This window comes from Pseudomonas sp. R62 (assembly GCF_000257605.1).
In the GTDB taxonomy this organism is placed as follows: Bacteria; Pseudomonadota; Gammaproteobacteria; order Pseudomonadales; family Pseudomonadaceae; genus Aquipseudomonas; species Aquipseudomonas atacamensis.
Genome location: NZ_JH635999.1, coordinates 1,744,519 through 1,749,357, shown reverse-complemented (window position 1 = coordinate 1,749,357; position 4,839 = coordinate 1,744,519). Strand labels below are relative to the sequence as shown.

6 protein-coding genes are annotated in these 4,839 nt (G+C 63.8%); 4 read left to right on the top strand and 2 right to left on the bottom strand.

Going from position 1 to position 4,839, the window contains the following annotated elements:
• On the bottom strand, nt 1-998 hold a 998-nt coding region (pdxR, locus tag OQK_RS25790; RefSeq protein WP_038861773.1), incomplete at its 3' end, for a MocR-like pyridoxine biosynthesis transcription factor PdxR.
• Between the two features lie 366 nt (nt 999-1,364).
• Between pdxR and OQK_RS25785 the strand changes: the two genes are divergently transcribed.
• A complete protein-coding gene (locus OQK_RS25785; RefSeq protein WP_016774980.1) occupies nt 1,365-1,805 on the top strand; it encodes a carboxymuconolactone decarboxylase family protein in 441 nt (146 codons plus the stop codon).
• Between the two features lie 156 nt (nt 1,806-1,961).
• On the opposite strand, the gene OQK_RS25780 is transcribed toward OQK_RS25785, so the two are convergent.
• A complete protein-coding gene (locus OQK_RS25780; RefSeq protein WP_016774979.1) occupies nt 1,962-2,264 on the bottom strand; it encodes a hypothetical protein in 303 nt (100 codons plus the stop codon).
• Between the two features lie 149 nt (nt 2,265-2,413).
• Between OQK_RS25780 and OQK_RS25775 the strand changes: the two genes are divergently transcribed.
• From OQK_RS25775 to OQK_RS25765, 3 genes are read left to right on the top strand one after another with little or no spacing between them, the layout of a single operon-like run.
• Complete coding sequence (locus OQK_RS25775) at nt 2,414-3,136, top strand: STN domain-containing protein (protein WP_016774978.1); 723 nt, start codon at nt 2,414-2,416, stop codon at nt 3,134-3,136.
• Nucleotides 3,133-3,684: an RNA polymerase sigma factor gene (locus tag OQK_RS25770; RefSeq protein WP_016774977.1), complete on the top strand. Its 552-nt coding sequence runs from the start codon at nt 3,133-3,135 to the stop codon at nt 3,682-3,684. Before OQK_RS25775 ends, OQK_RS25770 begins: the two co-directional genes overlap by 4 nt.
• Nucleotides 3,685-3,716: 32 nt before the next feature.
• A complete protein-coding gene (locus OQK_RS25765; protein ID WP_016774976.1) occupies nt 3,717-4,655 on the top strand; it encodes a FecR family protein in 939 nt (312 codons plus the stop codon).
• Nucleotides 4,656-4,839 lie beyond the last annotated feature (184 nt).

Sequence of the window (4,839 nt, the reverse complement as noted above, 5' to 3'; positions counted from 1 at the left end):
AGGATCGCGTAGCCCAGGCGCAACTCCGGCAGCAAGGTTTTCGAGAAGGTGCCGACGTAGGCGACGATACCGCGCTGATCGAGGTTGTACAGCGAATCGGTGGGCCGGCCTTCGTAGCGGAATTCGCTGTCGTAATCATCCTCGATGATGATCGCGCCGAGCTCGTGGGCACGGGCGAGCAGGGCCTCGCGGCGCGCCTGACTCATGGCCATGCCCAGCGGAAACTGGTGCGACGGGGTGACGTAAATGAGCCGCGTGCCATCGGGAATGTGCTCGACCTGAATACCCTCGGCATCCACCGGCACGCCGACCACTTCGGCGCCGTGGGTGCCGAACAGCAAGCGCGCGGGTGGATAGCCCGGATCTTCCATCGCCACCAGACTGCCGGGGCGGGTCAGTACCCGGGCAATCAGGTCCAGCGCTTGTTGCGCGCCGTTGCATACGACGATGTCCTCGTCCTGACAATTGATGCCACGGGAAAAGGCGATGTGCCGGGCGATCGCATTGCGCAGCGCCGGCAAGCCTTCGGCGACGCTGTAGAAACCTTTCGACTGCGCCATCTGCCGCATCGCATGGGCGACGCAGCGGCGCCAGTCGTCGTGCGGGAACTGGCCTTTGCTGGTGGCGCCGCCGATGAAGTCGTAGCGCAGCGAACCTTCCAGCGTCGGGTGACGGAGGAACACCGGCAGATTGCGCCAGCTCTCGATCACCTCGGCACTGGCCAGCTCGGTGTGGCTCTGCTTGCGCTGCACTTGTGCCGGGCGTGCGTTGACGTAGGTGCCTTTGCCGATCACGCCGGTGAGGAAGTTTTCGTAGGTCAGCTGCGCATAAGTGTCGGAAATGGTCTTGCGCGAGATGCCCAATTGCTCGGCCAGCAAGCGACTCGGCGGCAACTGCGTACCCGCCGCCAGTCGCCCGGATTCAATCGCCGCGCGCAACTGCTGATACAACTGTCCGGCAAGATCCTTGCGGCCGTTGATCACGACATGAAGTTCCATACCGACGAGGCTCCCGGGTGTTGAGTGAAGTGTCGGTCAGATTAGCGTTGTTGGGCTTTTGGCAGTAGTTGCGTGGAGTAAAAACCGCAAATTGGCGCAAGTCCCTGTGGGAGCGAGCTTGCTCGCGAAAGCGGTGGGTCAGTTACCTGATCGTTCCCACGCTCCGCGTGGTAACGCCTCCCGTGACGCTCTGCGTCACAGTGGACGCGGAGCGTCCATGGCTGCATTCCTTTGCTGCGCGTGGGAACGATCAGCGCGTAAAGTAGGGGGGCAGTGGTGTAGCCGAAATTCGTGGAATTGGGGCTGTAACACAGCCTGCACAGCCCGTACCGTGAACTCATCATTCCGCCTGCCGAGAGCCGCGCCATGTCCCTGCGTCTGGATTACTACAACGCGTCGCCCAAGGCGATGAAAGCGATGCTTGCCATGGAGGCGCTGACCGCCAACCTGAGTATCGAAGCGCCGCTGCTGCAATTGATCCGGATCCGCGCTTCGCAACTCAACGGCTGCGCATTCTGCACCGATATGCACTCGGTGGACGCGCGGCGAGCCGGGGAGAGTGATCGGCGCCTGTATGCGATCGCGGTGTGGCGCGACAGCAACTTCTTCAACCCCCGCGAACGCGCGGCGCTGGCCTGGGCCGAGGCGGTGACGCTGTTGGCCGAAAGCCACGTGCCGGATGACGTTTACCAACAGTCGCGCGAGCAATTTGATGAAGGTGAACTGGTGGACTTGACGGTTGCGGTCAGCACGATCAATAGCTGGAATCGCCTGGCCGTCAGCTTCCGCCAGACCCCGAGTGATTGAGTTGCGTCGTAAAAACAAAACGAGAGAAAGAAGAGGTACACGCCGATCGTTCCCACGCTCCGCGTGGGAATGCCTCAAGGGACGCTCCGCGTTCCAATGGGACGCAGAGCGTCCCGGGCTGCATTCCCACGCAGGAGCGTGGGAACGATCAGTCCTTCACTGCGGCGGTCGCTGCGGTTTCACTGATGTGCCAAACGTATTGCCCATCCGCGTACTGGTCGCGGCCGGGGTCGCCAGCCCTACCTGATTCGGCGCGCGCTTGTGCACCGGCACATTCAACGCTTCCATGTTCTTCTGCGCCGCCGCCGCGCCGTCAGGGTTGTTGCCCATCTGCTGGCTCAGGCAATCGTAATTCGGCGCCTTGTAACCGCCGACCGTGACCTCGACACAGCCCAGCGGCTCCTCCGCCTGCGCTGCGCCCACCGTCATCAGCAAGACCCACATCCACCGTGTTTTCATGTCCGCCTCCTGGCCCGCCCGAATGGGCCGCTCTGGGTTTGAGTCTAGTGCAAGCGCGGCGCAAAACCCGTGATGGTTTTTTTGCACCGCCCGTCATACCAGAGTCATAAATGCCCCGCAGGATAGCGATTTTCAGGGGTGCGCCAGTCGTGCAGCGAGGCAGTTCGCAGATCAGTCTTCAGCGCTCGGCGACGCTTGTGCGCCGCGCGGGTCTGGGGTGGCTACTCGGTCTGCTGACCTGCGCGGCCAATGCTGATCCGGCAGCGGCGGACATGCGCATGACCTTGCACATCCCGGCGCAAGAACTCGCTCGGGCGCTGGATCAATACAGCCGCGCCACGGGCGTCGCGGTGTTGGTCGACAGTCAGTTGAGCCGGGGCCGCCGCTCTCTCGCCGTGGATGGCGAATTTACTGCCGCCGACGCCTTGCGCCATCTGCTCGGCGGCACCGGGTTGATGGCGCGCTACGCCCGCGCCGACGCGTTCACCCTGCAAGCGGCGCAGGTGGAAGACCTGCCTGTGGCGACGGACAAACCCACGCCGGCCGCTGTCGCGGTCAACCGCAGTTATGCGACGGCGGTGCAAGCGGCGATCGAGCGCAAGCTGTGTCGTTCGGCGCTGACCCGGCCGGGCAGTTATCGCGCGGTGTTGCAGGTGTGGGTCGGGCGCGACGGCGTGGTGCAGCACAACCGGTTGGTCACTTCGACCGGCGATGTACGGCGCGATAACGCGCTGGTGGAAAGTTTTCGCAACCTCACAATCGATCGGCCGACGCCCAGCGCCTTGCGCCAGCCGGTCACGTTGCTGTTGTTACCGGAGTCGTCAGGGAAACGCATGGAATGCACGAGATGGGAAGGAGTTTCCGGGGGATGAAAGACGCCGGACAAAGCACGATGGGCCAGCTGTTCCTCAGCTCCTACGAGGATTTTCGCGTGCGCCTGCGCCGCCGCCTCGGCTCCGAGGACCTGGCCAATGACGTGCTGCACGAAACCTGGCTGCGGGTCGATCGCATGGAAACCCCGCCGAACCTGCTCAAGCCCAACGCCTACCTGTATCGCATGGCCCTGAACATCGCCGCCGACCGCCGTCAGGCCGATGCGCGCCTGCTCACCGGTAATGAGGTCGAAGAGCTGCTGCAACTGGGCGACGAGGCCCTCGACCCGGCGCGGGTGGTCGGCGGGCAAAAGGAGATGCAGGCCCTGCTCAGCGCCTTGTACGAACTGCCCGCACGGCGTCGGCGGATCTTCATCGCCGCGCGGCTGGAAGAGGCGCCGCACCTGGAAATCTCCCAGCGTTTCGGCATTTCCACGCGCATGGTCGAGAAGGAAATCAAAGCCGCGCTGGGCTTCTGCGCAGCGAAACTGGAAAGAAAAGTGTTTCAGCGGTTCGGTCGCGGGGCCGGAAAACCGTCTAGCGAATAGTGACCCGATTAATCCGTTGAGAATTTGCGCGTTTGAACATCTTTCGACTGAAACCCGCCGAGCCCTCGGCCACCGAGTCTCTGCACAGCGAAGCCCACGACTGGCTGATCCTGCTGACCTCGGGCCGCGCCACTGTCGCCGACGCCCGCGCCCTGCGCGAATGGTGCGCGCAAAGTGGCGAACACGCCCGGGCCTTCGAAGAAGCCAAGCGGCTATGGCATCACCTGCAACCGGCCGCCGAAGCCGTGCAGGGCCGACGCAGCTTCGGTCGACGGGCATTTCTCGGCGGTGCGATTGCCGCGTCAGCCGCTTTCTTGCTGGTGCGCGGCACCATTCCCGGTGGCTTCGAAGGACTGGGCGCCGACTACATCACCGAAGTCGGCCAGCAACGTCGGGTCGAACCGGCGCAAGGCGTCAGCCTCGAACTCAACACCCAGACCCGCATCAACCAGCGCAGCGTCGAACACGGTGTGCAGGGCTTTGAACTGGTCAGCGGCGAAGTCGAAGTGCAGACCGCACGCCTGCCACTGGCGATGCAGGCCGGAGCAGGGTGGTTGCGCGCCAGTCAGGCCCGCTTCAACCTGCGCAACACCGACCAGCAAGTCTGCGTGACCTGCCTCGACGGCGCGGTCGACGTCGCCATCGACGGCCGCAACCTGCGCCTCGAAGCGGGCCAGCAAATCACCTACGACGCACGGCAAATCGGTAACGTGCAAACCGTCGACACCGCCGCCGTGATGAACTGGCGCCAACAAGTGCTGGTGTTCAACGGCGCGACCCTCAGCCAGATGATCGACGAAATCAACCGCTACCGCCCCGGCATGCTCCTGCTGCTCAACCGCGAACTCGGCCAACGCCGCGTCCAGGCCCGCTTCAACCTCGACCAACTCGCCGGCGTCGCCCTGCTGATCCGCGATGCCTACGGCATCAAATGCACCGAACTGCCGGGCGGCGTCGTCGTCCTCAGCTAACTGCCTGCCACACACAGATCCCCTGTGGGAGCGAGGCTGCTCGCGAAAGCGGTTTCCCAGCCGACCAATATCTTCCGGTCGCACTCGATCCCTGTGGGAGCTGGCTTGCCAGCGATGACGGCCTAACAGCCAACCAACCTGCAACTGACCGCCCCCGATTCAATTGTGGGAGCGAGCCTGCTCG